The 23,421-nt window shown below is 65.0% G+C and carries 25 protein-coding genes; 19 read left to right on the top strand and 6 right to left on the bottom strand.

Features of this window, described 5'->3' with window-relative positions; all coding sequences use genetic code 11:
* The 19 genes from WKR98_RS23055 to WKR98_RS22965 all read left to right on the top strand — a co-directional run bounded on the left by WKR98_RS23055 (position 1) and on the right by WKR98_RS22965 (position 17,648).
* A complete protein-coding gene (locus WKR98_RS23055) occupies positions 1-654 on the top strand; it encodes a ubiquitin-activating E1 FCCH domain-containing protein (protein ID WP_341434778.1) in 654 nt (217 codons plus the stop codon).
* A gap of 3 nt (positions 655-657) precedes the next feature.
* On the top strand, positions 658-1,074 hold the full coding sequence (locus WKR98_RS23050; RefSeq protein ID WP_341434777.1) for a hypothetical protein: 417 nt from the start codon (positions 658-660) through the stop codon (positions 1,072-1,074).
* Entirely contained in the window at positions 1,020-1,364 is a 345-nt protein-coding gene (locus WKR98_RS23045) for a phage tail assembly protein T (RefSeq protein ID WP_445936158.1), read from the top strand. The genes WKR98_RS23050 and WKR98_RS23045 overlap by 55 nt, the downstream gene beginning before the upstream one ends.
* A gap of 13 nt (positions 1,365-1,377) precedes the next feature.
* Positions 1,378-1,803 (top strand): HK97-gp10 family putative phage morphogenesis protein, encoded by a 426-nt coding sequence (locus WKR98_RS23040; protein WP_341434775.1) that lies wholly within the window; start codon positions 1,378-1,380, stop codon positions 1,801-1,803.
* Positions 1,804-1,805: 2 nt separating this feature from the next.
* Positions 1,806-4,895 (top strand): phage tail tape measure protein, encoded by a 3,090-nt coding sequence (locus WKR98_RS23035; protein ID WP_341434774.1) that lies wholly within the window; start codon positions 1,806-1,808, stop codon positions 4,893-4,895.
* Entirely contained in the window at positions 4,892-5,224 is a 333-nt protein-coding gene (locus WKR98_RS23030) for a phage tail protein (RefSeq protein ID WP_341434773.1), read from the top strand. The genes WKR98_RS23035 and WKR98_RS23030 overlap by 4 nt, the downstream gene beginning before the upstream one ends.
* Positions 5,221-5,922: a phage minor tail protein L gene (locus tag WKR98_RS23025; protein ID WP_341434772.1), complete on the top strand. Its 702-nt coding sequence runs from the start codon at positions 5,221-5,223 to the stop codon at positions 5,920-5,922. Before WKR98_RS23030 ends, WKR98_RS23025 begins: the two co-directional genes overlap by 4 nt.
* Before the next feature lie 4 nt (positions 5,923-5,926).
* On the top strand, positions 5,927-6,664 hold the full coding sequence (locus tag WKR98_RS23020) for a C40 family peptidase (RefSeq protein WP_341434943.1): 738 nt from the start codon (positions 5,927-5,929) through the stop codon (positions 6,662-6,664).
* Positions 6,661-7,269, top strand: a complete 609-nt coding sequence (locus WKR98_RS23015; protein WP_341434771.1) for a tail assembly protein — start codon at positions 6,661-6,663, stop codon at positions 7,267-7,269. The genes WKR98_RS23020 and WKR98_RS23015 overlap by 4 nt, the downstream gene beginning before the upstream one ends.
* 61 nt (positions 7,270-7,330) lie before the next feature.
* Complete coding sequence (locus WKR98_RS23010; protein WP_341434770.1) at positions 7,331-7,612, top strand: hypothetical protein; 282 nt, start codon at positions 7,331-7,333, stop codon at positions 7,610-7,612.
* Positions 7,613-7,668: 56 nt separating this feature from the next.
* Positions 7,669-11,385, top strand: a complete 3,717-nt coding sequence (locus WKR98_RS23005; RefSeq protein ID WP_341434769.1) for a host specificity protein J — start codon at positions 7,669-7,671, stop codon at positions 11,383-11,385.
* Complete coding sequence (locus WKR98_RS23000; RefSeq protein WP_341434768.1) at positions 11,382-11,990, top strand: hypothetical protein; 609 nt, start codon at positions 11,382-11,384, stop codon at positions 11,988-11,990. The genes WKR98_RS23005 and WKR98_RS23000 overlap by 4 nt, the downstream gene beginning before the upstream one ends.
* A gap of 50 nt (positions 11,991-12,040) precedes the next feature.
* Positions 12,041-12,277: a hypothetical protein gene (locus WKR98_RS22995; protein ID WP_341434767.1), complete on the top strand. Its 237-nt coding sequence runs from the start codon at positions 12,041-12,043 to the stop codon at positions 12,275-12,277.
* Positions 12,278-13,546: an SGNH/GDSL hydrolase family protein gene (locus WKR98_RS22990; RefSeq protein WP_341434766.1), complete on the top strand. Its 1,269-nt coding sequence runs from the start codon at positions 12,278-12,280 to the stop codon at positions 13,544-13,546.
* Positions 13,547-13,631: 85 nt separating this feature from the next.
* Positions 13,632-13,865 carry a holin gene (locus WKR98_RS22985; protein ID WP_341434765.1) on the top strand — a complete coding sequence of 78 codons (234 nt, stop codon included), beginning with the start codon at positions 13,632-13,634 and terminating at the stop codon, positions 13,863-13,865.
* Positions 13,862-14,401, top strand: coding sequence for a lysozyme (locus WKR98_RS22980; protein ID WP_341434764.1), 540 nt, complete (start codon positions 13,862-13,864; stop codon positions 14,399-14,401). The genes WKR98_RS22985 and WKR98_RS22980 overlap by 4 nt, the downstream gene beginning before the upstream one ends.
* Complete coding sequence (locus tag WKR98_RS22975; RefSeq protein WP_279820893.1) at positions 14,389-14,898, top strand: hypothetical protein; 510 nt, start codon at positions 14,389-14,391, stop codon at positions 14,896-14,898. The genes WKR98_RS22980 and WKR98_RS22975 overlap by 13 nt, the downstream gene beginning before the upstream one ends.
* Before the next feature lie 264 nt (positions 14,899-15,162).
* A complete protein-coding gene (gene nhaA / locus WKR98_RS22970) occupies positions 15,163-16,488 on the top strand; it encodes a Na+/H+ antiporter NhaA (RefSeq protein ID WP_341434763.1) in 1,326 nt (441 codons plus the stop codon).
* A gap of 23 nt (positions 16,489-16,511) precedes the next feature.
* Positions 16,512-17,648 carry a sensor histidine kinase gene (locus WKR98_RS22965; RefSeq protein WP_279820897.1) on the top strand — a complete coding sequence of 379 codons (1,137 nt, stop codon included), beginning with the start codon at positions 16,512-16,514 and terminating at the stop codon, positions 17,646-17,648.
* A gap of 319 nt (positions 17,649-17,967) precedes the next feature.
* Here the strand turns inward: WKR98_RS22965 and WKR98_RS22960 are convergent, their stop codons facing one another.
* From WKR98_RS22960 to WKR98_RS22935, 6 genes are all read right to left on the bottom strand, one after another.
* Entirely contained in the window at positions 17,968-18,186 is a 219-nt protein-coding gene (locus tag WKR98_RS22960) for a hypothetical protein (protein WP_279819207.1), read from the bottom strand.
* Between the two features lie 313 nt (positions 18,187-18,499).
* Positions 18,500-19,855, bottom strand: a complete 1,356-nt coding sequence (locus tag WKR98_RS22955; protein WP_279819205.1) for a tyrosine-type recombinase/integrase — start codon at positions 19,853-19,855, stop codon at positions 18,500-18,502.
* 291 nt (positions 19,856-20,146) lie between these two features.
* Complete coding sequence (locus WKR98_RS22950; RefSeq protein WP_124690400.1) at positions 20,147-20,869, bottom strand: ABC transporter ATP-binding protein; 723 nt, start codon at positions 20,867-20,869, stop codon at positions 20,147-20,149.
* Positions 20,866-21,600: an ABC transporter ATP-binding protein gene (locus tag WKR98_RS22945; RefSeq protein ID WP_124690401.1), complete on the bottom strand. Its 735-nt coding sequence runs from the start codon at positions 21,598-21,600 to the stop codon at positions 20,866-20,868. Before WKR98_RS22945 ends, WKR98_RS22950 begins: the two co-directional genes overlap by 4 nt.
* The gene (locus WKR98_RS22940; protein WP_124690402.1) at positions 21,597-22,544 is read right to left on the bottom strand and encodes a branched-chain amino acid ABC transporter permease; all 948 of its coding nucleotides are present in this window, start codon (positions 22,542-22,544) and stop codon (positions 21,597-21,599) included. Before WKR98_RS22940 ends, WKR98_RS22945 begins: the two co-directional genes overlap by 4 nt.
* Positions 22,541-23,404, bottom strand: a complete 864-nt coding sequence (locus WKR98_RS22935) for a branched-chain amino acid ABC transporter permease (RefSeq protein WP_124690403.1) — start codon at positions 23,402-23,404, stop codon at positions 22,541-22,543. The genes WKR98_RS22940 and WKR98_RS22935 overlap by 4 nt, the downstream gene beginning before the upstream one ends.
* Between the last annotated feature and the right edge of the window lie 17 nt (positions 23,405-23,421).

The following is a 23,421-nucleotide window of genomic DNA, read 5'->3' as shown; positions in this document are numbered from 1 at the left end:
ATGACCGCCATTTCCGCCCAAGGGTCCAAGATCGAGATTGCCGGCGCCGCTGGCGGCGCCAAGTCGATCACGGGCCTCCAGCTCAGCAACCCCGTGGTCATCACCGCGACCAACCACGGTTTCAAGCCCGGCGACGTGGTAACGGTCGCCGGCATCGTGGGGACCACTGAACTGAACGGCACCCGGGCCGTGGTGCAGTACGTCACCGCCAACACGGTCGCCCTGGCTGGCATTAACGCCAGCGGCATGACCGCCTATACCAGCGGCGGCACGCTCACGCCCGTGCAGTGGACGCCGGTCCGTGGCTTCAAGTCCTACAACGGCTTCGACGGCCAGGCGAACGAAATGGATATGACCGATCTGGACAGCACGGCCGAGGAAATCATGCTGGGCATCGCCAGGTACGGGAATTTCACGATCGAGCTGAACAAGAAGTTCGACGGCATCACCAACGCCGAAGACCCGGGCCAGCTCGCCCTGGCGGCCGCCTTCACGGCGCGCACGCGCTCCACCTTCCGGCTGACGCTCCCCAACGGCAAGACCAGGACCTTCGACGCCTACGTGCGCGCCAACCCGCTCCAGGGCGGAATCGATGCGCTCGCTACGTCCAGTGTCCCGCTGCGCATCACCGGCGAAGTTGTGAGCGGAGGCTAAGCCATGGACCTGCTGAACAAGGACGAATTTTTCGAAGCCGCGGCGGTTCGCCACGAGGATGTTCCCGTAGGCAAGCGCCTCCTGCGGTTGGGCGAACTCACGGCAGACGGCCGGGACATGTTCCTGACCTCGATTCCCACCGGCGCCAATCTGGCCGAGTTCCAGGCGCGCCTGGTGGCGGCCACCGCCATCGATGACGCCGGCGCGCTGGTCTTCACCGCCGCCGACATCGAGAACCTGCGGCGCCTGCCCGCTGGGGTGTTGAACACCCTGGCAAACGCAGCGTCGCGGCTCAACGGCATCGGGCAGCAAGCGCTGGAGGAAGCCGAAAAAAACTCCGGAGCCGCCCAGAGCGGCGATTCGCAATCCGGCTCTCCCTCGCCCTCGGCATCCCCGTCCGGGAACTCCTCCAGCGGCTGACCAGCTCGGAATTCGCCGAATACATGGCGTTCGCCAGGCTGGAGCCCTTCGGGTCGCACGTCGAAGACCGGCGCGCCGGCGTGGTCGCCTCGACGCTGGCGAACATCAACCGCGATCCGAAGGCGCGGCCCGAGCCGTTCGGGGACCTGGACCTGATCCCCTGGAACGACACCCACCGTTCCGACCAGGTGGCAGCGGCGGAGCAAGAGCCCATCTTGCTGGCCGACCCCGAGAAGCAAGCGGCGTTGATCAACGCCGTCATGTTCGGCGAAGCGCCGGTAAAGGATTGACATGGCCAGGACCATGACCATCGACAACCCGGCCGGCCTGACGGACATCTTGCGCCGGCTGGAAACCGTCGCGGCCGAGTCCACGCTACGGCAAGCCGCGGTGGCAGGCGCTCGGGTGGTGCACGGCGAAATCCTGCGCCGTGCACCGCTCGGCAAGAAGGCGCACAAGCGGTCCGGCAAGCTCTATCCGCCCGGCACCCTACGCAAGGCGATCTTGATCGCCTACGACCAGGACGAGTCCTTGGAAGGTGTCCGCGCCGTGTACCTCGTGGGTATCGCGCGCGACGCGTTTTATTGGCAGTTCAAGGAACGCGGCACGTCGCGTCAAGCGAAAGAGCCGTTTTTCCGACCGGGCTATGACGCATCGAAGAATGCGGCCGCCGCCGCAATGCTCGCCATCATCGATCGCAAGGTCGCGGCCGCGATACGAGGCATATAGGCATGAATCAAACCAACGTCCGTCTGGGCGCGGACGCGTCCGGGTACATCCTGGAGCTGGCGCGCGCCGGCAAATCGGCCGATGCCTGGGCCGCGTCCAACGAAGCGGCGGCACGCCGCACCGCAGCCGCCCAGGCCGCGGTGGCCGAGGCCACGCAGAACGGCAGCAATGCATCGACGGCGGCCATCAACCGCTTCATGCGCTCGCTGACCCAGCAGGCCAGCACGGCAGGCCTGACGCGCGCAGAGCTGCTGCGCTTGCAGGCCGCCCAGATGGGCGTGACCAACCAGGCCGCTCCCTTCATCGCCCAGATCGAAGCCGCGCAATCTTCCATGCAGCGGGCCGCCGGCCAGTCGTCTGCGCTGCGGGCCGGCCTGGATCGGATCACGGGCGGCGCGTCCTCTGCCGCTGCCCGCTTGGGCGAACTCACGGCGAACCTGAGCCCGCTGGCCACCGCGTTTGTGGGCGTCGGCGTCGGCGTGCCCGTGCTCGCAGGCCTGGAGACGGCCGCCTATCGTGCGGTCCGTGGCATGGTCGAAGTGCAGGCCCAGGTAGACAAGATCACCATCGGCCTGAAATTCATCAACGGCGGGAACCTGGTGGCCGCCGGCGAGGACATGGGCTACCTGCGCGACATGGCGAACCGCCTCGGCCTCGATGTCGCCCAGACCACGCAGGACTTTATCGGCCTGGCCGCGGCGTCGCGGGGCACCTCGCTGGAAGGCGAGCGCACGCGCGACATTTTCACCGCCGTGTCGGAAGCATCGACCGTGCTGCACCTGAGCGCGGGAGAAACCAGCGGCGCCCTGACCGCCATCCAGCAGATGATGTCCAAGGGCACGGTACAGGCCGAAGAACTGCGCGGCCAGCTCGGCGAGCGGCTGCCCGGTGCGTTCCAGATCGCGGCGCGCGCCATGGGCGTGACCACGGAAGAATTGAGCAAGATGCTGGAACAGGGCCAGGTGATCGCCACCGACTTCCTGCCCAAGTTCGCCGCGCAGCTCCGCAAGGAATTTTCCGGCTCCGTAGAAGAGGCCTCCGCCAGCGCGCAGGCCGCGCTGGGGCGTAGCGGCACGGCCTGGACCGACCTCAAGCAAACGATGGTCGATTCCGGCCTGGGCGAGTTCGCCGCCCAGCAGATGAACATCCTGACCGACGGCATCAACGGGATCACCCAGGCGATGCGCCGGGCACGGGAGGAAGGCTCCGGCTTCTGGGGCCAGATGGCGAGCGGGGCCGGCGCGCTGCTGCGATTCATGAACCCGGCCAACGCGGTGGACTACACCCCGCAGTCGGACCGGGAGCGCGTGAAATACCTCCAGGGCGAACTGGACCGGTATCAGGCCGCGGCAGACCGCGGCGACCGTGGCGCCAAGAACCGCGTGCGGCAGGTCACGCGCGAAATGCAGGAGATCAACGGCCGTCTGACGCCGGCCAACTCCGTCGGCGACTTCGAGGCCTACCAGGCGCGCATGGCCGAGGCTGAGGCCCGCGACCGGAAGGCGCTCCAGGACCGCGCCAATGCCTTTATATCCGGTGGGAAGCACCGGACCGGCCAAGAGCAATACCGGGACAACCTCAAGGCGATCGATGACCAGTTCGCCGCCGCGGTAGCTGGCCTGGAGAAAGGCTCCGAGCTATACAACCAGGCCTTGGCCGTGGCGACGGCGCGAAAGGCTGAGCTAACCGAGAAATTCAACAAGGCCGGCCGCACGTCCCAAACGAAGGCGGACCGCCTGGAGCTGTCCGGCCAGCTCGAAGCCCTCCAGCAGCAGTACCGCGACCAGGAAGGCGCCTTGCGCGACCACCTGGCCGACATCCGCGCACAGCAGCAGCTCGGCGTCATTTCGGCTCGGGAAGCACTCGACCAGGAACTGGCCGCCCGCCAGCAGGCCCTGGCGGCCCAGAAAGGCCTGTTGCAGCAGCAGGCCGAGCTGAACAAGGGCCCCGCCCAGATCAAGGCGCGGGAGCGATACGAAGGCGAGCTGCGCCGGGTGAATGCGGCGATCGAGCGCGCGCAGAAGGACCATGCCAACGCACTGGCGCAGTTGAACCGCCAGGAAGCCATGCAGGTCCAGGCGTTCAACGATTCGTTGCTGAACGCGGTAGAGACGCGCCGCAAGGCCGTCGATGCGCAGGTCGCAGCCCTCGGGCTGGGCGCCAACGCTCGGGAACAGCAGGAACGGCTGGCGCAGGTGTACCGAGAGGTCGATTCCAAACGGTACGACCTGGGCCGCTCTCGCACCGAGAACCGTATCAGCGAATTGGTCTACCAGGAAGAGCTGGCCGCGCTCCAGCGATTTCAGGAACAGCGTGTCGCGCAGGAGCTGGACGCCACCGCCCGGATGCGCGCTGCGGAGACGGATTGGCGCACGGGCGCGCAACGCGGCATCGCCGACTTCATCGACGCCAGCAACAACCAGGCCGCTCAATCGGCGGCCCTGGTAACCGGCGTGCTTGGGAACACCGTCAGCGCGATTGCCAGTTTCGCCACGACGGGCAAAGGCAGCATCAAGGACCTGGCCATCACCTTCATCGCGGAAGTGGTGCGCATGAAGGCTGCGGCCGCCGCGGCCGGCTTCATGAGCTGGCTGATGCCGATCGTCTCCGGCGCGCTCGGTGGTGGTGGCGCCGCCGGTGGCGCGGCGGCGGACAGCGCGATCAACACCGCGGTGCCGTCGCTAACGGCTGTTGCGGCTCACGGCAAGGTGTTCGATGGCGGCCGCACCGTGGCATTCGCCAAGGGTGCCGCGTTCACGAACTCGATCGTGTCGGTGCCCACCACGTTCCCGATGGCCGACGGCAACCGGGGAATGATGGGCGAGGCCGGGCCCGAAGCCGCCGTGCCTCTGGTGCGCACGGCCAGCGGCGACCTGGGGGTACGGGTTGCGGGTGGCGCCGGCGGCGGCGACCTGCACATCGAAACCAGCGTGCATGTCACTACCAGCGGGGGCGGCAGCGATCGGGCCGGCGGCAGCGAAACGATGGCGCGTGGTCTGGGCGACCAGATCAACCAATGGCTGATGGACGGCCTGCAACAGCAGATGCTGCCCGGCGGCCTGCTGTGGAAGTGGAAACAGGGGTACGGATGATGGAGATTTTCACGTGGGCGCCGGCGAACGGGCCAACCGGAACGGTTTCGTTCAAGTTGAACGAAGCGCAGTTCGGTGACGGCTACAGCCAGCGTGTCCCGGACGGGCTGAATCATCGGAGAAATTCGTGGCCGGTTACGTTCCGGGGCGACCTCGCCAAGATCAACGCCATTGCGGCATTTTTGGACGCGCGCGGCGGCGCCGAGGCCTTCCTGTGGACGCCGCCCGGCGGCACGCAGGGGGCCTATGTGGCGAAGGAGTACCAGCGCACGGCCACCGACGCGCTGACCCATTCCATCGCAGCCACGTTTGAGCAGGTGGCGGCATGACAATCTATGCAGATGTCCAGAAGCTCGAACCGGGCGCCCGGGTGGAACTGTTCGAGCTGGACGCGACCGAGATCGGCGGCGACCTGTTGCGCTTCCACGGATACATGCAGGTCGGTCCCATCTTCTGGCAGGGCGCGGAATATTCGCCCTGGCCGATCCAGGCCACCGGCATGGACAAAGTGGGCGAAGGCCAGCAGCCGAGCCCCATTTTTTCCGTGGGCGACGTAGGCGGCACGGTGTCGGCCATGTGCGTGTACCTCGATGACCTGCTGGACGCTCGGCTGGTCCGGCATGTCACCTTCGCCCGATACCTCGATGCGGCCAATTTTCCCGAGGGCAATCCGGAGGCGGACCCCAACGAGGAATTTCCTCCCGACATCTGGTACGTCGAGCAAAAGCAGAAAGACGACGGCACGACGATTGAATTCCTGCTGTCGTCGCCGCTGGCGCTGGAGGACGAACAGATTCCCCGCCGGCAGATCATCGCCAACGTGTGCCAGTGGCTGCGCTTCGGCGGCTACCGCGGGCCGTACTGCGGCTACACCGGCACGGCCATGTTCGACCGCAACGACAACCCCGTGACCGATCCGGCGCTGGACCGCTGCGGCGGCCGGCTGTCGTCGTGTAAGGCGCGATTCGGGGAATATGAGCCGCTGAGCTTCGGCGGCTTCCCCGGCGCCGACCTCTTGAGGACGTGACATGGTGAAAAAGGCAACGCTCTCGGCTATCCGGGCCCACGCCGTCGCAGACTACCCGCGCGAGGCCTGCGGCCTGGTGATCATCGAAGGCGGGCGGGAACGGTATGTTCCGTGCCGCAACCTGGCCGTCGGCACTGATCATTTCGTCCTGGCGCCGGAAGACTACGCGGCGGCCGAGGACCGCGGCGAGGTGGTGGCGGTGGTGCATAGCCACCCGGACGCCGCCGCCGCACCCAGTCAGGCCGACAGGGTGGCATGCGAGGCCTCGGGGCTGCCCTGGCTCATTGCCTCTGTGGGCAGAGATGCCGGCGGCCCGCCTGCCGCGCTGGACATCGCCGAGCTGGCGCCGGCCGGCTACGTGGCCCCGCTTGTGGGCCGCGAGTTCGCGCATGGGGTGCTGGACTGCTACAGCCTGGTGCGGGATTGGTACGCGCGCGAGCGCGGTGTGATCCTTCCGGACTTTCCACGCCGGGACGATTGGTGGACGCGCGGCGAAAACCTTTACATGCGCTATTACGCCGAGGCGGGCTTTTCGCCGCTGGAGCGTGACGAGCGGATCGAGGTTGGCGACGTGATCCTGATGCAGATTCGGGCACCGGACCCGAACCACGCGGGCGTCTATATAGGCGACGGCCGGATGCTGCATCATATGCACGGCCGGCTCTCCACGCGCGACGTATACGGCGGCTACTGGGCCGAGGTCACCCGCCTGGTGGTGCGCTATCGAGGAAAAGCGACATGAGCAAGATGACCACGATCCGGCTGTATGGGCGGCTGGGCGCGCGTTTCGGTCGTGTGTGGCGCTTGGCGCTCGACACAGGGACCCCAGCCGAGGCCATTCGCGCCCTGTGCAGCCAGGTCCGCGGCTTCCAGGGGGAACTGGCCGGAAGTGCCCCGCGCGGCATCCGATACGCCGTGTTCCTTGGCACCTCGAATCTGCCCGGCGACGAGCTGGGGCGCGCGGGGCGCGGCGCTGACGTGCGAATTGCCCCGGTCATGCAGGGCGCCAAGCGCGCCGGCCTGTTCCAGACGGTAATCGGTGTCGCGCTGATCGCGGCCGCTGCGGCATTCAGCGGGGGCCTGGCCGCAGCATTCGCGGCCAAGGGCTGGGTAGGGATGACCGCCACCATCGGCCTTTCGTTCACCCTGGGCGGCGTCGTGCAGATGCTCTCCCCGCAACAGCGCGGCCTATCCACAGCGGACCGGCCCGACAATGGCGCGTCCTACAACTTCAACGGCGCGGTGAACACCAGCGCCCAGGGCAATCCGATCCCGATCGGCTACGGCCGCATGATCGTGGGGTCCGCAGTCATTTCCGCGGGCATCTACGCCGAAGACCAAACATAGTTTGGCCTGCCTCGGGTATCCTTGAAACACTCCGTTTCAACAAATCCCAGGGGGAGAACGCATGGAAATCGTATTGGTGTGGGTTGCGCTGTCGGTCGCGGTCGGGCTGCTGGCGGTCAAGCGCGGGCGCAGCGGTATTGGCTGGGGCCTGGGCGCCCTTGTCTTTTCGCCCCTGCTGGCGGTGATCTTCCTCATGCTCTCGCGCAACCTGTCCGAGGCCTCCGACGCCCCGCACCCTGATACCCATGTGAAGTGTCCAGACTGCGCCGAGCTGGTTCGCTCGGAGGCCAAGGTTTGCAAGCATTGCGGATGTCGGCTGGTGCCGCAGGCGCCCGCCGCGTAACCCGCTTCACCTGACACACAAACCCGCTTCGGCGGGTTTTTTTTCGCCCCTACGACATGACCATCCTGATCGGCCATAAGAGCGGCGGGGATTCCCACGTCCCCGTCGAAGCCCCGGACAGCCTGCACTCTGTCGCCTATGCGAAGGTGCTGGACCTCATCTGCGAAGGCGAAATCGGCGGCCTGGTGGACGGCATGCGCTCGGTCTACCTGAACGAGACGCCGCTACAGAATGCCGACGACACCCTGAATTTCGACGGCGCCACCGTGGACGTGCGCCCCGGCACGCAGGACCAGGATTACATCGCAGGTTTCCCGGCTGCTGAGAACGAAACCCCGATCGCCAGCGAGCTGCGCGCCGGCACGCCCTGGACGCGCGCTTTCAGCAACCTGTCGCTGTCGGCCGTGCGCCTGCGCCTGGCCGTGCCCGGCCTTCAGCAGTTTCAGGAAAACGGCGACACCACGGGATACCGGATCGAGTACGCCATAGACCTATCGGTAGATGGCGGCCCGTTCAATGAGGTGCTGGCGGCCGCCTTCGATGGCAAGACTACCTCCACCTACGAACGGTCGCACCGTGTGGACCTGCCGCGCGCGACGATGGGCTGGACGTTACGTGTTCGCCGTCTGACGGAGAACGCCAACAGCTCGCGCATCGTGGATACCACGCGCGTGGAGTCGGTTACCGAAGTGATCGATGCGAAGCTGCGGTATCCGATGTCGGCGCTGGTCGGCGTGCAATGCGACGCTCGCCAGTTCAACGGCAACGTGCCGGCGCGCGCCTACGACGTGCACCTGAAGATCATTCGGGTGCCGTCGAACTATGACCCTGTGGCGCGCACCTATGCCGGCCCCTGGGACGGCACGTTCAAGCTGGCGTGGTCCGACAACCCCGCGTGGGTCTACTACGACCTGGTGCTGAACGATCGTTTCGGCCTGGGCCACCGGGTGAAGGCGTCGCAGCTCGATAAGTGGCAGCTCTACGACATCGGCCAATACTGCGATGTCATGGTGTCCGACGGCAAGGGCGGCCTGGAGCCCCGGTTTACCGTCAACGTGTATATCCAGACGCGCGCGGCGGCGTACAAGGTATTGCAGGACCTGGCCGCCGTGTTCCGCGGCATCTCGTATTACGCCGCCGGCAACGTGCTGGCCGTGGCCGATATGCCGCGGGACCCGGTTTACACCTACACGGCCGCCAACGTCATCGACGGAAAGTTCGTCCGGTCGGGCTCGAAGCGGAGCACCCGTTACACCTCGGCGAATGTCACCTGGAACGACCCGGCGGACTTCTATCGCGCCAAGGTGGCGCATGTGGAGGACCCCGAAGGCCTCGCCCGGTATGGAGACCGTCAGGCCGAGATTTCGCCGTTTGGCTGCACATCCGAGGGCCAGGCCCAGCGCGCCGGGCTGTGGCTGCTGCTGACCTCGCGCCTGGAAACCCAGGGCCTCACGTGGTCGGTGGGCCTGGATGGCTATGTGGCCATGCCTGGCCAGATCGTGCGCATTGCCGATCCGAAGCGAATGGGCCGCCGCAACGCTGGCCGCATCCGCGCCGCGACGGCGGACACCATCACGTTGGACAAGGCACCCACCATCGCTGTGGGCGACGCACTGACCGTCATTCTGCCGTCGTGCCTGGCGGAGACGCGCACGGTGCGGGAGGTGGATGGCGATGTCGTGTCAGTCACGCAGCCGTGGTCCGATATCCCGGTGCGGGATGCCGTCTGGTCCGTGGACAACGTGGATCTGGTGGCGCCGACCTATCGCATCCTCGCGGTGCGCGACAAAGGCGGTGGCCAGTTCGAAATATCGGCCACGCAGCACGAATCCGGCAAGTTCGCGGCGATCGACTCGGGCGCGCGGATCTCGCCGCGCCCGATCACGGTCATTCCGCCGTCCGTGCAGCCGCCGCCCGCTACCGTGACGATCTCGGCGCGCCAGGTCATCGACCAGGGCATTGCCACCTCGATCATGACCATCGCGTGGCCGCCGGCGCCGTCCGCCGTCTCCTATTCGGTTGAATGGCAACGGGACAACGGCGATTGGGTGCAGGTGCAGCCGATGGGCGCGCTGAGCGTGGAAGTTGCCGGAATCTACGCTGGCGACTACCTGGCGCGCGTCCGCGCCATCAACGCGCTGGGCGTGCGCTCCTTTCCCACCGCCTCGGTGCTGACCCGACTGGACGGCAACACCAGCCCGCCGCCATCGGTGGCGATGCTGACCACCACCCCGCTGTTGATGGGGATCGGGCTCGCATGGGGTTTCCCCACGGGCCCCAACACCATCGAGCGCACCGAGCTGTGGTACAGCCAGACACCGGACAGGGACAACGCCATCCGCCTCGGCGACTACGCCTACCCCCAGGACAGCCATCGGCTGATGGGCCTGGCCTTCGGGAAGGAGCTGTATTTCTGGGCGCGGCTGGTCGATCGGTCGGGCAACATCGGCCCCTGGTATCCCACCGGCGACGGTGTGCGCGGCGTCAGTCAGACAGAGCCCACCGAGATCCTGGAGGGCATTGCCGGCAAGATCGGCCGCACCGAGCTGGGCGAAGAGATCACCAAGCAGATCGATGACACGCGAGCGATTGCGGATCAGGGAGCTTGGGACGCCGCCGCCGCGCGCGTGGCGATCGAGGCCGAAAAGGTGGCCCGCATCGAGGGCGACCGCGCCATCGCGCGCCAGGTGTTCGGCGTGACAGCCGGCAGTGACGACTGGAACGCCGGCAGCCGGTCGGTATTCGCTGGAGCGCGTACCGTCATGACGACGATTGCCGAGGGCGACCAGGCGGTTGCGCAACTGGTGCAGCAGGTACAGGCCCAGGTGGCCGACCAGATAGCGGGCGTCACTCGCGAGCTGTCCGCCACGGCCACCGAGTTGGGCGCTGTCGCTCGGGATGTGGGCACGCTGGCCGTGAAGGTGGGGAACACCACCGCAGCAGTTGAGCAGGTCGCGCAGGCCCAGGTGGACACCGACGGCAAGCTGGCGGCCATGTATGCGGTCAAGGTCGGCGTGACGGTTGACGGCAAGTATTACCAGGCCGGAATCGGCGTTGGCGTGGAAAACACGCCCGACGGCATGCAGACCCAGGTGTACGCGCTGGCGGATCGGTGGGCGCTGCTGAACCTCACGGACGGCGTGATCACCACGCCCTTTGTGGTGGAGAACGGCCAGACGGTCATTGCCCAGGCCCTGATCGGGGACGCGCGCATCACCAACGGCATGATTGCCAACGCCGCCATCACGCGGGCCAAGATCGAGGACGCGGCGATCGACTCGGCGAAGATCGAGGACCTGGCCGTGACCACCGCGAAGATTGCCAACCTCGCGGTGGACGAAGGCAAGATCAAGAATCTGTCCGTCAGCACCCTCAAGATCCAGGACCGCGCCGTAACGATTCCGGTCGCCTACACCTCGCCCAGCGGCACCATCGCCTCGGACCCATGGCTGGTGATCGCCAGCGCCACGCTGAACGATGTTATCGGCGTTTCCATGTGGGTCGATTTCGACGTGGCACTGCTGGTACGGGACACCATGTGGATCGAAGTCTGGTTCAACGGGACGCGGGTGGACTTTTTCACCTTTCACCCGCTGCCTTGGAGCGATCCGGAGTCCACGCCCACCGACGAACAAGTTACCCGGCTGTTTTCCTACAAGCGCATTCTCACGTCCGGTTCGAACAGCGGATACATCGAGATCAAGGCGAGGACTCAGGATTTCTACTGTAACTACAAGGACCTGGCGCTGCTGGTGCTGGGGTGCAAGAAATGAACATGCACTACTACGCGAAGATCGACGGGACCGGCGCCATCGTGGGTATCCAGAGCAGCGGCGCTCCGATTCAGGGGCTCGATGAAACCTGGGTGCCCGTCGATGCAACCGTTACGCCGCATACCCATTACGTGCGCAACGGGCGGGTGCGGCAGTACAGGGCCGGCCAGGCGGATCGCCGGCGGGCTCCGGCTCGGGCGGGCTTCGATTGGGACGCAACGACGTTTGCGTGGCACGACCGTCGGCCACTCGCCCAAGCCCGCGCCGACAAGCTGCGCGAGGTCAACGCCGCATTCGAGCAGGCCGCGGCGGCACTGACCACCGGCTACCCACGCACGGAAACATTGACGTGGGGCATCCAGCAGTCCGAGGCCCTGGCGTGGCTCGCAGATAGCGCGGCGCCCACCCCTTACCTGGACGGCCTGGCCGCCGCGCGCGGTCTGCCTGCTGCCGAAATGCGGGCACGGACCGCGGCGAAGGTCCAGGCCTTTATGGCCGCGTCCCAGGGGCTGGTGGGCCGCCGCCAGGCGCTGGAGGCTGCGGTGCATGCCGCAGAGACCGCAGCAGCAGTCGAGCGCATCGCCTGGCCATCCCCTCCCGCCTGATCGAGTTTCCACGGCCCGCACTGCGGGCCTTTTCTTTTGCAGGGACACACATGGCGATTCAAGAAATCGACCTGACCACGCCCCAAGTGGGCGGCGGGGTCGGGGACGCGGCGCGCGTGGCGTTCGAGAAGGTCAACGCGAATTTCTCGTTGCTCGCATCCCAGTACGAGGCGCTGAAAGCGTTGGTGGAGGCCGGCGGCGGCGCCGGTGGCGCCCTCTACTGGCAAAACGACGAAACCGGCGAACTCATTGTGGACGACGACAACACCCAAATCGAAGGACTTTAGATGACCATTCAGACCAACCAATTTCAGGTCCTAAGCGATGTGCCGGCGGACTTCCAGTTCCTCGGCCGCATTCCGGCAGGCAACCGGCGGCTGCCGCTGGCGCTCGGCAAGCAGCTCATGCTGGGCGCCGTCGGCACGGCTCAGGCCTACGTCGGCCTGGCTGCGGTGGGCGACTCGATCACCCAGGAAAACCGCACGGACAAAGCCGGCTGGCTGCATCTGCTGTGCGCGCTGTCCGGTCAGCGTTACCGCTGGCGTAGCGAGTTCGCCGTGGGCGGCAAGCGTGCCGAGGAAGTGGAGGTGGAACAGATCCCGCAGATACTCGCGATGGATCCGTTGCCCAAGGCCGTGGTGCTCGCGTGCGGGAGCAACAACTACTATTCCCCGGCCGCGGTCGATACCGGCATCAACGCGATCGTCCGCATGTGCGCCACGCTGCGCGCCGTGGGCATCCTGCCGATCCTGTGGACGATCCCGCCGCGGAACGACCTGCCGGATAGCGTGCTGAACATCCACCGCTGGAACGCCCGTATCCAGGCCCTGCGCGGCCTCTATGGCTACCCGTTGCTGGACGCCTACGGCGCGCTGACCGATCCCGCCACCGGCCTGCAAAAAGCGGCGTACACCTACGACGGCACCCACCCGACGAAGCTCGGATGCGCGCAGATCGCCACGCACGCGCTGGCCAGCGACCTGTTCGTGGGCGTGCCGGCGGACGGCGTGCCCTGGCTCGCCCAGTCCAACACCGACAGCCAGAACCTGGTGCGCAACGGGCTGTTCATGACGGACACCAACAACGACGGCTTGGGCGAATACATGGAGCGCGTGGGCGGCATGCCGGCGTCGGCCGTCACCGCCCTGGTGGCCGGCGATGTCGGTCGGTGGCAACAAGTGACGTGGGCGACCAGCGCGGCGGCCAACGGCCAGCTTTCCACGAACCTCCTGAACATCTCGCCGGGCCGCGTATTCGAGTTCACGGCCCGCATTCGCTGGGACCTGCCCGCCGCCCAGGTGGCCGGCATGTTCACGTCGATGATGTCCGTCAACTGGGTCAACGCCTCGTGGGCACAGACCGGGTTCGAGTTCCTAGCCGCGCCGCCGGCGTCCGCTCAGGGAGAAATGACCGTGTGTATTCGCGCGACGACGCCGCCCAACACGGCAAACGGGAACCTGATGTTCCTGTCCGCCAACGGGTCGAAGACCCCGACCGCGCCGGCCATCGCCGCCATCTCGCAACTGACCGTTCGGGACATCACCGCCTTGGTGTGACCTCCACCCGTCATCGAAGCGCCCGCCGCCTGGCGGGCTTTTTTCGTCCCAGAGGGAGGCAGCCATGTCCCAAAGGAATTCACGAATGAAACTCATAGATGACCTGGCCATCATTTTGTCGAACCGCACGACGGAGGCCGGCGCCATTACCGGCGTTGTCGGCTGGCTGGCCAGCATCAACTGGATCGGCTGGACCGGCGTGCTGATCGCGCTCGTTGGCCTGGCCTCCAACATTCATTTCCAACGCAGGCGCGACCGGCGCGAGCGGGAGCACCACCGCGCCCGCATGGCAGCCCTTCACGATCGGTGCGACGTATGAGCCGGGCCGGAAAAATCGGCGCGGCCGCGCTGATCGCATCCGGCGCCCTGTCCCTATTCAGCCCCCAGTTCCAGGACTTCCTGGGGCGCTGGGAGGGCGAGGGACAGAACGTCGTTTACGCGGACCGCCTGGCGCGCGGGCTGCCCACCGTATGCAAGGGCATCACCCGCCACACCAGCCCATACCCTGTCGTCGTCGGCGACTACTGGAGCGACCAGCGATGCGCCGAGGTCGAGCGCCTGGTTGTCGAGCGTGGCCAGCTCAGCCTGGCGGACTGCATCACGGCCGACGTGTCCCAGGGCACGTTCGACGCGCTTAGCTCGCACTCGCACAATTTCGGCGTGCCGGCGACGTGCGCCAGCCGGGCGCTGGGTCTGATCAACGCCGGCCGGCTGGCCGACGGCTGCCGCGCCATCGCCAACGGCCCGGACGGGCGGCCGGTCTGGTCCTACATCACCCTGGCCGACGGGTCGCAGCGGTTCGTGCCGGGCCTGTACGCGCGCCGGCTGGACGAGGTGACGCTATGCCTGTCGTGATGCCCGCGTGGGCCAGATACGGGGCCGTGGCGGCGCTCTCCGCCGCCGCTGCGGGTGCTGGGGCATGGACGGCCCAGGAATGGCGCCTGAATGCCAGAAACAGCGATCAGGCCGCTGAGATTGCCCAGGAGCGCGAAGATCACGCCGAGGCCGCGCGCACGGCGGAGGCCGACCAGCGCGCCATCGAATTTGCCAGAATGGAGGCGAACGCCCATGTTACCCACCAGACCCACGAGCGCCTGGCGGCTGCGGCTGCTGCTGTGCGCGACCGCGAGTTCGCTATTGTCGGCCTGCGCAACGCCCTCGCCGCCGCCGAGTCCCGTAGTGGTCAGGCCAGCGGCGATCCCGGCCCCGGCACCGGCGCTAATGACCCCGCAACCCTACGAACAGTGGTCCGAGAATGCACGGCGGAATATTCAACGATGGTCGGAAATGCTGTCGGCGCCGGTGTCGCCGCAACGGGACTCCAGGAATACGCCGGAGACATGCAGCGGTAAGTGATGTACTTGAAACAACTGTGCCCGGTGGCACATCAGTGCCACCGGGCACAGTTGTTTCAAATGAGGCATGGATGTCCAATTTTGGCTCGTGTATGGTGAATACGGCAAGGCACCACGCAGGACTTGGCTGATCCGGTCAACCCGACCGGGGCATGAAGCAAGGCCATGCGAGGCCAGATGTAGATTCAACGGCATCGCAGACAGGCCAGTGGGATGGGTGCTGCACCACGAACTCCAACGCTTCAGACGTCGGTGCCAATGATGAACCGAGAGCCGGATCACTTACCCACGGAGCTGGTTGACCGCTTCACGCAGCCATTCGTGCGCTTTCTCGACATCGAGGCGGTGGCAGGCGCCATCCTGCTGGTATGCATCGTCATTGCGTTGGGTATGGCCAACTCCCCATTCTCGGAGAAATATCTCGCCTTTTGGGAAATGGAACTCGGGTTCTCGGTGGGACATGCTGACTGGTCGCGCTCGCTACAGCACTGGATCAATGACGCGTTGATGACGCTGTTCTTCTTCGTCGTTGCACTGGAGTTGAAGCGAGAGATGGTCCTCGGGGAATTGAGGACTCCGCGGCTGGCAGCATTGCCGCTAGCGGGGGCGGTGGGGGGCATGGTCGTTCCGGTGGGTATCTACCTGATCTTGTCGAGTACGGGCGCCGATGCCCAGGGATGGGGCGCCGTCATGTCCACCGATACGGCTCTTGTCGTAGGGGCCCTTGCTGTCCTGGGGCGCCGCGTTCCAGAGGCTTTGCGCTTATTCTTGCTGGCGCTTGCAATCTTCGATGACATTGGGGCCATTCTCGTGGTCGCTGCGAAGTACGGCACGGCGTTGAATTGGTTCTTTCTCGCCAGCGCGGGAGCCGGATGTGTCCTGGTTGCTTGCGCGACATGGGTGGGAATCCGAAGCCTCGGATTCTACGCTGTCGCCGGCTTGGCCATCTGGTGCGCATTCGACGCTTCTGGCGTGCATGCAACGGTCACGGGAGTCATACTTGGCTTGATGACTCCAGCGCGAAGCTGGGTCAGCGGCAATCGTCTACATGCCATCCTTGGGCGTGTGGTCGCACATGCGCCCATAGAGCGCGGAAAGGTCGATGTCCAGGGGCGTCTCGACGTGCATCGGGCTGGCATAGCAGCGCGGGAGTCGGAATCTCCCGTCGAACGCTTGGAGTTCGATCTACATCCCTGGGTCGCGTTTGCGATCCTGCCTCTTTTTGCCCTTGCCAATGCGGGCGTTCACTTCGATTCGGCCGATCTCCGGGGGTCCGTAATAGTAGCGACTTTCGGGGCGTTCGTGATCGGCAAACCGGTCGGAGTATTGCTGTTCAGTCTTGTGGCGGTGAAGATTCGACTGGCCCTACGCCCGCCAGACCTGCCCTGGAAGTCGATTACTGCGGGGAGTATGTTGACGGGCGTAGGGTTCACCATGGCGCTGTTTATCTCCGGACTGGCGTTTCCACCGCAGGTCCTGCCGTCTGTGAAGCTGGGCATTCTCGTTTCATCAGCTGTGGCGATGTTGGCGGGCCTGGGGGCGTTGTGGTGGACAAGCAAAGGCATGAAGATGCAGCCAACCGTGTAACCGTCGAACCGGAGAGAGACGCCATGATGCACGACTTTCTATCGAATAACCGTGACGAGCTTATCGACAGATGCCGACTGAAGGTGGCGTGCCGGCCAGCCCGCAGTGCCACGGACGCTCAATTGCAAAACGGAATTCCGCTATTTCTGAATCAACTGATCCAGACGCTACGTGTTGAACAGACTGCCGACCCAATGGGCAGCCGGAGAATTTCTGGCCTGACTGGTGGCGGGGTGTCGTTTTCGACGATCGGCATCTCGGCTGCGCAACATGGGCGACAGCTCTTGGCACTCGGCTTTTCGGTCGACCAAGTGGTTCACGACTATGGCGACTTGTGCCAGGCGATTACCGATTTGGCCTATGAGCGCGATGTGCCGTTCGAAATAGATGAATTCCGGACGCTCAATCGGTGCCTAGACAACGCCATCGCCGATGCAGTGACGGAATTCAGCTATCAGCGCGATGCGGAATCCACCGACAGGCATGTGCGGGAGATGAACGAACGGTTGGGGTTTTTCGCCCACGAACTACGCAATTTTCTGCAAACGGCGACGCTCGCTTTCGCCGCGGCGCGAGCCGGAAACCTGAGTCTATCGGGCGCGACTGGGGCGGTCCTGGAGCGTAGTCTAACCGGCCTGCGTGACTTGATCGACGAATCGCTGGCCGATGTACGTTTGACCGCTGGCGGGACGGAGTCGGCACAGATTTTTCCTCTTGCCGATTTCGTGGCCGATATCAAGGAGATGGCGACCCTTTCCGCCCAAGCTTACGGATGTGACTTCACGGCATCCGACGTTGACGCAAGGCTGGCAGTCTCTGCCAACCGGGAACTCCTGCTTTCTGCTACCGGGAATCTGCTCCAGAACGCCTTCAAGTTCACTCGGCACAACACCGAAGTCACGCTGGACGCGTATGCAGTGGGCGATCGCATCTGGATCGATGTAACGGACCATTGCGGCGGCCTGGCTGCTGGCGATGTTGAAACCATGTTCGAGCCCTTTCGGCAAAATGGAGTGGATCGCACCGGCATCGGGCTTGGGCTTTCCATCGCCCGGCGCAGCGTTGAGGCAAATGCAGGCACGCTGAGTGTTCGCAACATTCCCAAATCGGGCTGCGTCTTCACCATAAGCTTGCCGCGCTACGCTCTTCCGGAAGAATGAGTCCATGAGATCGCCGAGCCGCCGGAGCGACAGCTCTACCTGAGTCTTAGCAGCGTTACTGACAGTCCGCTTTTATGATCATCAACGATGCCTTTTCCCTGAATGATCGCTCCGTCAACTCCTTCTGCTTTCGTGCGATATCGATGAACATCCGGAAACCGTTCGGACCCGGATATTCCCGTGCGTCCGATCCTGGTCGCGCACGCCCAACTACTGCCCAGAGGCCCGCAATCTGCCTCGACCCAATAGCCTTCGTATTCTTCCCGTCTCATGTTGCCTCCGGGTAATGAACGCAGCGAGTGACCAAGCCCGAGCGAGGTCAGCTTCCATTTCCACCGTCGGACTGAAGGCGGTCCCGTTGGCGCGCATCCTCATCGCGCTTGTCTTGATCCGATTTGGACATATCGTCCGCATCCTCGTTGGGTTGGGGTTGTGCTTGAGGAACTTCTTTCTCGACCGGCTTATCCGTCTCAGTAGGCTTGCTGCCTAGAGTCCAGTTGGACCGCTTAAAGAGTGAAGAAAGTTCGTTGGTTTTCATGCTGGTACCTCGGTCGTTTCATGGCGGTTCACCATGTCTTCACCATACGCGGGTGGCATTGAATAACCTACGCCTCATTTGAAACAGATCGAGGGAGAAAGGAGAGACAACGACGGGTCCGGTCTTGCGTCAGCTGCGCAGGCTTCAGCTCTTTCAGCCGGGAGAGGGGAAGCGGGGGCGGTATCGCATATCATGCCCCGCTCGTGGATAGATCGGTTATGTGGCTCATGGCCATCAGCTTGGGGCTGCATGGATATACAGTGTACCCATACCGCGGCATGCTGATCTGCGGGGATGCTTCACCGTTCCGCGTTCATGCTGTCTTGCGCAAAGGCACGACAGTCGCTGGCGACCGGAAACCTTCCGGGTTCGGCAGCCACGCCTCGGGGTCGCCGAGTATCTTAGTAAGGTGTTCGCCCAGCAGATCGAATGCTGCCTTCCGCTGGGGCATCATCTTCTGGCGCTGGTACGTACGAGTGACCTTCTTTGCCTCCCGGTGGTTCAGGCATCGATCGATCACCTCGCTCGGCACGCCGGCCTCGCCCATGATAGTGGAGGCGGTGCGCCGTAGGTCGTGCTGCGTCCAGTGGCCACCAGGCAGGTCGAGAACCGTTGCGTTCTTGCGGCCCTTAACCGGCTTTGCCCTCGTCTGCCGGTCGGTCAAGCGCCGAGTGACCTCCTTTTCTGAAACATGTGTGCCTTCCTTTCGGCCCTCGAAGACATACTTGTCACCGGCAATGAACTCGAGCCGTCTCCAAACGGCCATTGCAAAGCTACTCAGGTGGACGACGTGGGCCTCGTCGTTCTTCGCGATCGCGGCGAGTATCAGCCATTGAGCCCTGACCTTGGAAACGTCTCGAGGTTGCATCGAAGCGATCTCAATGGCGCGGCCGGCTGTTGCAAGAGTCCACCATATCGCCAGCTCGGTACGGATCGGAAGCACCCGGCGCTTGGCGACGTAATACCGCGACCCTCCCTCCGGCGGCTTGGCCAGCGCATCGCGCACCATGACCAGTTCCTCATCCGACAGAACTCGATCGCCCTCATTGTCGGTGCCGCCGGCGTCCTTTCTGGTGATCGCCGCAGTGGGGTCGCCCTGCATCCACTCTCGCGCGACCGCGAAGCGGAACATCTGTCGCAGTTCCCCCAGCACGAGGTTGGCGGTACGCATTTTGCCGCCATCGCGAGCGCCATCGATGCTCTTCATGATCTGGCCCCGCCGGACCTGAAAGAGCGGGATGGAGCCGATCTGCGGCCCGACGTAAATGTCGTACCGACTTTGAATCGATGCCCGGTCGTTCTCGTTGGTGCGGTTCCTCTCGACGTGTTTCTCGAACCAGACCTTGAACAGCTCACCGACCGTGGCCGGAGCCTGCTCGCCTTCTTTGTCGAGCAAGGCGCCCGCGCCGGCCGGGTCAAGGCCCTTCGCTATCAATGAACGGCGCTCGGCAGCTTTGGTCCTCGCGTCCTGCAAGGACAGGTCCGGGTATGACCCCAGATACACCCGAGGGCGCTTTCCTGTGACCGGGCTGACGAGGCGGACCGCCCACAGCTTTGACCCATCCGGGCGCACGCGCAGCGCCAGGCCTCCACCGTCGGTCAGCTCGTATTCTTTCGTGCGCGGTTTTGCGGTTAAGATCGCCCGGTCCGTGAGCTTATTCGTTGCCATGCCAGATCGTCAGATAGCCTCGTAGTGGACCAATAGTGGACCACCGTGCAGCGGCTTAAGGCAACCCATGCCGAACCATCCCGAACTGAATTCCCGAATAACCCTTTGAAAACAAACAATAAAAAAATTATCCGCGAACTGTCGCGAACCATAGCAAACACATGTCAACTTGCTTTGGGAGCAGAGGGTCGCGAGTTCGAATCCCGCCGCCCCGACCATGCGAATCGAAGGGCTAGCTGATTTTTTCAGCTGGCCCTTTTCTTTTCCCGCCCCTGCCATCGGTTCCCGCGCTCAAACTCCCAGATACGCCCGCCGGACTTTCTCGTCCGTCAACAGCGACTTGGCGGAACCGCTATGCACAATCCGCCCCGTCTCCATGACATAGCCGCGGTCGGCCGTCGACAAGGCCAGGTGGATGTCCTGTTCGACCAGCAACGTCGTCACCCCCTCGCGCTGGATGTCGGTCAATACCCCCATCAACTGCTCGACCACCACCGGAGCCAGGCCCAGGCTCATTTCGTCGATCATCATCAGCACGGGCGCGGCCATCAGCGCGCGGGCCATGGCGCACATCTGCTGCTCGCCGCCGGACATGCTGCCGGCCAGCTGCCGGCGCCGGTCCGACAGCCGCGGAAACAATCCGTAGACCTTGTCCAGGTCGCGCGCGATGTCGGCCTTGGCCTTGCGCCGATAAGCGCCCATCAGCAGATTGTCCTGAACCGTCATGCGGTCGAATAGCTGCCGGCCTTCGGGCACCTGCACCATCCCGCAAGCGAAGGCCTGGTCAGGCTCGGCCCCGGCCAACGAGTGGCCGCTCATGGTGATGCTGCCGGTGCTGGGCAGGACACGCGAGAGCGCTCGGAGCAGCGTGGTCTTGCCCGCGCCGTTGCTGCCGACCAGCGCCACTATCTCGGCGCGCCGCACTTCCAGGCTGATGTCGTGCAGCACCGGCAGCTCGTCGTAGCCGGCGCTCAGGCCCTCGACGACCAGGAGGGGTTCCGCGGGCCCGCTCATGCGCGCTGCTTACCCAGATAGGCCTGCACCACGTCGGCGTTGGCCAGCACCTCGGCCGGCGCCCCGTCGGCGATCTTCTCACCGTGGTGCAGCACCAGCAGCCGGTCCGACAGGCTCTTGATGGCCTTGATGACGTGTTCGATGACGAGCACGCTGATACCGGTGGCGCGCACCTTGCGGATCACCTCGATGACCTCGTCGATCTCGACCAGGTTCAACCCGGCCATGACCTCGTCGCAAAGCAGCACCCGGGGCTGCATGGCCAACGCTTTCGCCAGTTCAAGCCGCTTGCGGCCGGGGCCGCCGAGTTCGTCGGCCCGCTGGCCCGCCGTACGGCCCAGGCCGACGAAATCCAGGCAGGCGCGGGCCTGTTCCCGTGCCTTGCCCAGGTCGGGCTGGCCGCCATCGCGGCCGAACAACGCCCCGACCGCGACGTTGTCCAGGACGGACAATCCCGGGAAGGGACGCATGATCTGGAACGTCCGGCCGATGCCCTGGCGTGCCCGGCGGTAGGCGGGCAAATGGCTTATCGGCTTGCCCTGGTACAGGATTTCGCCGTTCGTGGGCGCAAGCGTACCGCTGATCAGGCTGACCAAAGTGGTCTTGCCCGCGCCGTTGGGCCCGATCAGGCCCAGGATCTCGCCTTCGCCCAGCGTGAAGCTGACCTGGTTCACGGCCACCAGTCCGGCGAAGCGCCGCGTGACGTTGCGGATTTCCAGGATGGCGGTCATAGCCTGTGCATCCGGATGTTTTCGATGAAATAGCGCCATCCCGATTTCCGGTAGCGGCGCAGCACGTCGGCCAGCCCGCGGGGCATCAGCACCACCGCCGCGACGATGACCATGCCGAAGAACAGGCCCGCGACGCTGGTGATTTCGCTGGACAGCAGCTCGGATATGGCCGACAGGGAAAAGGCGCCGACGACCGGACCGAGCACCGTGCCCGCGCCGCCGAATACGGCCATGATGATCATCTTGACGTTCAGGCTGATGTCGAAAGCGCTTTCCGGATCCAGGAACGTGATCCAGTAGGCATGGATGCCGCCGGCCAGCGCGCTGAACACACCCGACAGCGCGAACGCCGCCACTTTATAAAGGGTGGTGTTCACGCCCATGACGGCCGCGCCCTCTTCGTTCTCCCGGATCGCGATCAGGCCGAAACCGAACTTGCTGCGCGTCAGCCACGCGACGGTCAGCGTCGCCAGCACCAGCAGCCCCAGCGACAACTCGTAGAACAGCGGATCGTTGTTGAGCGGGGGCAGGACCAGCCCGATGTTCTGGCCGGCCAGCTCGATGTTGGAGACGATGGCCGTCATGACCTGCGCCAGCGCGAGCGTGGCGATGGCAAAGTAGTGGCCGCGCAGCCGCAGCACCGGCATGCCCAGCAGCAGCGCGAAGGCCACCGCGAACACCACGCCCAGCGCCAGCCCCGCCGCGAAGGGCAGCTCCCACTGCACCATGGCGATGGCCACGCCATAGCTGCCCAGGCCATAGAAAACCGAATTACCGAAGGACGCATAGCCGGCATACCCGCCGATGATGTTCCAGCCCTGGGCCAGCACGGCCAGCAACAGGGTGTTGATGCCGAACTGCACCAGCACGTCCGAGCCGTACCAGGGCACGCCGGCCAGGGCCGCCAGCGCGACCAGTGCCAGGATCGCGCGCCGGGCGCTCATGCCGCTCTGCCAAGAAGGCCGCTGGGCCGCAGGAACAGCACCAGCACCAGGATGCCGAAGCTGGCGACATCGGCGAACGTCGGCCCCACGTACAGCGTCGTGAGCGATTCGATGATGCCCAGGAACAATCCGCCGACCAGGACACCCAGGGGATTGTCCAATCCGCCGATGATGGAAATGGCGAAGCACTTCGCGGTCAGCGTGGCCCCGATGTAGGGATTGATCTGCGAGACCGTTCCATACAGGCCGCCGGCCGCCCCCGCCAGCGCGAGGCCCAGGCCGAACGTGACGGCGTAGAGATGGCGCGGCTCCACGCCATAGAGCCGCGCCGCCACCAGGTTCTGCGCGGTGGCACGGATGGCCCGGCCCAGCCGGCTGTGCAGCAGGAACAGCCACATGCCCAGCGTCAAGGCCACCGCCACCCCGAAGGCAGCCAGCCGCGCCATGGGCAAGGTCACGGGTCCGAGCGCGTAGCTGTCGCCCGCGTACGGCGGATTGATCGTGCGGAAGTCGGCGGAGAAGGCCAGTTGCGCCAGGTAGGTCAGCACGACCTCCAGGCCGAAGGTGATGAGCAGCGTATTGAACATCGGCGCCCGCACCACCAGGTTCAACAGCCCGCGCTGAAGGGCATAGCCCAGTACAAACAGCGCGGCGGCGGTGATCGGCAGCCCCAGGAACGGATCCACGCCGAGATCCGTGTACAGGTACCAGGACGCGTAGGCGCCCAACATGATGAACGCGCCATGCGCAAGGTTGACGATGTTCAACACGCCCCAAACCAGCGCCAGCCCTTGCGCCATCACGGCATACAGCCCCCCGAGCAGGATGCCGTTGACAAGGATTTGCGCAAGCAGGTCCATCGCGTGTCCCCGTGGCT

It is taken from the genome of Pigmentiphaga sp. YJ18 (assembly GCF_038066655.1).
In the GTDB taxonomy this organism is placed as follows: Bacteria; Pseudomonadota; Gammaproteobacteria; order Burkholderiales; family Burkholderiaceae_B; genus Pigmentiphaga.
This window is presented reverse-complemented; position numbering and strand designations above follow the sequence as displayed.

Coding starts and splice junctions, on each gene's coding strand:
- WKR98_RS23055 (WP_341434778.1), top strand. CDS start 1: ATGACCGCCATTTCCGCCCAAGGGTCCAAGATCGAGATTGCCGGCGCC.
- WKR98_RS23050 (WP_341434777.1), top strand. CDS start 658: ATGGACCTGCTGAACAAGGACGAATTTTTCGAAGCCGCGGCGGTTCGC.
- WKR98_RS23040 (WP_341434775.1), top strand. CDS start 1,378: ATGACCATCGACAACCCGGCCGGCCTGACGGACATCTTGCGCCGGCTG.
- WKR98_RS23035 (WP_341434774.1), top strand. CDS start 1,806: ATGAATCAAACCAACGTCCGTCTGGGCGCGGACGCGTCCGGGTACATC.
- WKR98_RS23030 (WP_341434773.1), top strand. CDS start 4,892: ATGATGGAGATTTTCACGTGGGCGCCGGCGAACGGGCCAACCGGAACG.
- WKR98_RS23025 (WP_341434772.1), top strand. CDS start 5,221: ATGACAATCTATGCAGATGTCCAGAAGCTCGAACCGGGCGCCCGGGTG.
- WKR98_RS23015 (WP_341434771.1), top strand. CDS start 6,661: ATGAGCAAGATGACCACGATCCGGCTGTATGGGCGGCTGGGCGCGCGT.
- WKR98_RS23010 (WP_341434770.1), top strand. CDS start 7,331: ATGGAAATCGTATTGGTGTGGGTTGCGCTGTCGGTCGCGGTCGGGCTG.
- WKR98_RS23005 (WP_341434769.1), top strand. CDS start 7,669: ATGACCATCCTGATCGGCCATAAGAGCGGCGGGGATTCCCACGTCCCC.
- WKR98_RS23000 (WP_341434768.1), top strand. CDS start 11,382: ATGAACATGCACTACTACGCGAAGATCGACGGGACCGGCGCCATCGTG.
- WKR98_RS22995 (WP_341434767.1), top strand. CDS start 12,041: ATGGCGATTCAAGAAATCGACCTGACCACGCCCCAAGTGGGCGGCGGG.
- WKR98_RS22990 (WP_341434766.1), top strand. CDS start 12,278: ATGACCATTCAGACCAACCAATTTCAGGTCCTAAGCGATGTGCCGGCG.
- WKR98_RS22985 (WP_341434765.1), top strand. CDS start 13,632: ATGAAACTCATAGATGACCTGGCCATCATTTTGTCGAACCGCACGACG.
- WKR98_RS22980 (WP_341434764.1), top strand. CDS start 13,862: ATGAGCCGGGCCGGAAAAATCGGCGCGGCCGCGCTGATCGCATCCGGC.
- WKR98_RS22975 (WP_279820893.1), top strand. CDS start 14,389: ATGCCTGTCGTGATGCCCGCGTGGGCCAGATACGGGGCCGTGGCGGCG.
- nhaA (WP_341434763.1), top strand. CDS start 15,163: ATGAACCGAGAGCCGGATCACTTACCCACGGAGCTGGTTGACCGCTTC.
- WKR98_RS22965 (WP_279820897.1), top strand. CDS start 16,512: ATGATGCACGACTTTCTATCGAATAACCGTGACGAGCTTATCGACAGA.
- WKR98_RS22960 (WP_279819207.1), bottom strand. CDS start 18,186: ATGAAAACCAACGAACTTTCTTCACTCTTTAAGCGGTCCAACTGGACT.
- WKR98_RS22955 (WP_279819205.1), bottom strand. CDS start 19,855: ATGGCAACGAATAAGCTCACGGACCGGGCGATCTTAACCGCAAAACCG.
- WKR98_RS22950 (WP_124690400.1), bottom strand. CDS start 20,869: ATGAGCGGGCCCGCGGAACCCCTCCTGGTCGTCGAGGGCCTGAGCGCC.
- WKR98_RS22945 (WP_124690401.1), bottom strand. CDS start 21,600: ATGACCGCCATCCTGGAAATCCGCAACGTCACGCGGCGCTTCGCCGGA.
- WKR98_RS22940 (WP_124690402.1), bottom strand. CDS start 22,544: ATGAGCGCCCGGCGCGCGATCCTGGCACTGGTCGCGCTGGCGGCCCTG.
- WKR98_RS22935 (WP_124690403.1), bottom strand. CDS start 23,404: ATGGACCTGCTTGCGCAAATCCTTGTCAACGGCATCCTGCTCGGGGGG.